At 54.1% G+C, this 2,117-nt stretch carries 2 protein-coding genes and 1 pseudogene; all 3 read left to right on the top strand.

From position 1 onward, the window contains the following. Positions 1–733: 733 nt before the first annotated feature. Positions 734–898, top strand: a complete 165-nt coding sequence (locus tag P1S46_12180) for a hypothetical protein (GenBank protein ID MDF1537227.1) — start codon at positions 734–736, stop codon at positions 896–898. An 18-nt stretch (positions 899–916) separates the two neighbouring features. Further along, a pseudogene (locus P1S46_12175) lies at positions 917–1,297 on the top strand (thioredoxin domain-containing protein). Between the two features lie 78 nt (positions 1,298–1,375). Next, complete coding sequence (locus P1S46_12170; GenBank protein MDF1537226.1) at positions 1,376–1,933, top strand: redoxin domain-containing protein; 558 nt, start codon at positions 1,376–1,378, stop codon at positions 1,931–1,933. The last annotated feature ends 184 nt before the right edge of the window (positions 1,934–2,117 follow it).

Raw genomic sequence — 2,117 nt, 5'->3', positions numbered from 1 at the left:
AATCCGGGACTTTTCGCTCCACGGAAAGGGAAAAGCGTCGTTTTCCCTTTCCTTACAAATCAATGACTTACGGAGTGCGTCATTGATTTGGGCGCCCCACGCGGGGCGCGTTGATGGACTTTTTGCGAGTCCATCATCTTTTCAAATCCAGGGGTTGCCGGGAAACCAGCCAGGAGCCAGTTTGAGGTTCTCCGACAGGCTCCTGGACAGTATGCCAGAGGGGGAGGGGAATTCCAAATTCCATCCGTCTTCGCCCTTTCGACTAGCTCAGGGCCTTCGGCTTTCAGCTACGTCGTGACAAGGATCTCAAATTCCACAGGGTAACAAAACGCTGTCATCGCGAGCTGCGCCCCAGGCAAAGCGATCTCGGGTTTTTGGCGTAAGGCCTCAAAGGCTTATTTACCACGGACACGGATGACATGGAGAAAACCACGAAGTCATTGCGAACCATCTCTAAGTGACGCAATCTCGGGACAAACCGTGGCGTCACCCGTTTAAGGGGCAGTTCTCGCCTTTCGGACTTTTTGCGACCCTGTCAAGGTTGATGGAAAACCGGAACCTTCGCTCCGCTTTTTCCTTTGTCGATTGAAAACGGGCAGGCCATAAACTATAATTGACCCAAAAAGTAATGATTTTAAAGGTTTCGCATTCCGTATTTTGGATCTTGGATCTTGGGTTTTTTGGGAATTTGAAATCTGAGATCTGAAATACATTTTTCTCAAAGGGGGTCGATATGAGCAAAAAAATCATCCTGCTGGCGGTTCTGCTGGCCGCGGCGCTTTTCACCGCCGCGACGGCCATGGCTGCCGAAACGGTCGTCTTCGAGCCGGTGAGGGCACCTGCAAAGGGGCCGGATAATGCGCCGGTGACGATCATCGAGATCGCGGACTTCATGTGACCGTTCTGCAAGGAGGTCGGTCCGACCTTCAAAAGGATCAACGAGGAGTACAAGGGCAAGGTCCGCTTTGTGCTGGTGCCCTATATGAGAAAGTATTCCAACGATTCGAGGAACGCCGCCCTCGCGGCGTGGGCAGCCTGGGACCAGGGGAAGTTCTGGGAGATGCACGACCTGCTTTTCGAAAAGGCACCTGAATTGGACAGACCTGCCCTGGACGACCTGGCTCGCAAGCTGGGTCTCGACATGACCAGATTTACGAAAGCCGTGGACGAGATGACCCACCTGCCCGAGCTGCAGGAGAACCTGGACAGGGTCCACGATCTCGACGTATGGAGCACTCCCACCGTGATCATCAACGGCCGCATGATCAAGGGAGCCCAGCCCTACGAGAATTACAAGGAGGTTATTGACGCGGCACTGGGAAAAAAGAGCTCTTCCGGATACGGAGTGAAAATGATCGAATCCTTAATGAAGCTGATGGGTCCGCACTCGGCTCGTGCCGACGGGAGTACCTTCGGGCAGGGGAGTGTGCCCCTTTATGTAAAGGCGCCCAATCTGAAACCAACAAACCAGCCCGCTGTCGGCGAGGTGGCGCCGGACTTCACCCTGCCGTCCACTCAGGATACCAGCATTACCCTCAGCGATTTCAGGGGGAAAAAGAACGTTCTGCTGACCTTTCTGCCGGCGGCGTTCACACCCGTCTGAACGGGCCAGCTCTCCGCGTACGAGGAGCTGAAAGGCTTCTTCGCGGAGAACGACACCCAGGTGCTGGGTGTGCTGGCCGACAACATCCCGAGCCTCAAGGCCTGGTCCCAGGGGATCAACGTTTCTTTCCCTGTCCTGAGCGATTTCTGGCCCCACGGGTATGTATCTCTCAAGTACGATGTCCTGCGATCGGAAGGGATCGCGGAAAGGGCCATCTTCGTCATCGACAAGGAGGGGATCATCCGCTATATCGACATCCACGACATCAACGAGGACCCCGGGATGAACGCCATCATAAAGACGCTGGAGGAGATAGAGGGAAAGAAGTAAACAGTGAACAGTTTACAGTAGACAGTTTACTGCTAACAGTGTCTGCTTCTGGAATTAATTGGCTGTCGAGGGTTCTGCTCTGAAGTGTCGGGGGCTAACGGGGTCGTAACTTTGATAGAGTCGCAAAAAGTCCAATCCGGGACTTTTCGCTCCACGGAAAGGGAAAAGCGTCGTTTTCCCTTTC

The sequence above is a fragment of the bacterium genome (assembly GCA_029210545.1).
GTDB lineage: Bacteria > BMS3Abin14 > BMS3Abin14 > BMS3Abin14 > BMS3Abin14 > JARGFV01.
This window is presented reverse-complemented; position numbering and strand designations above follow the sequence as displayed.

Bases quoted from the DNA above. Each gene is read 5' to 3' on its own strand.
- P1S46_12180 (MDF1537227.1), top strand. From the start codon at position 734: ATGAGCAAAAAAATCATCCTGCTGGCGGTTCTGCTGGCCGCGGCGCTT.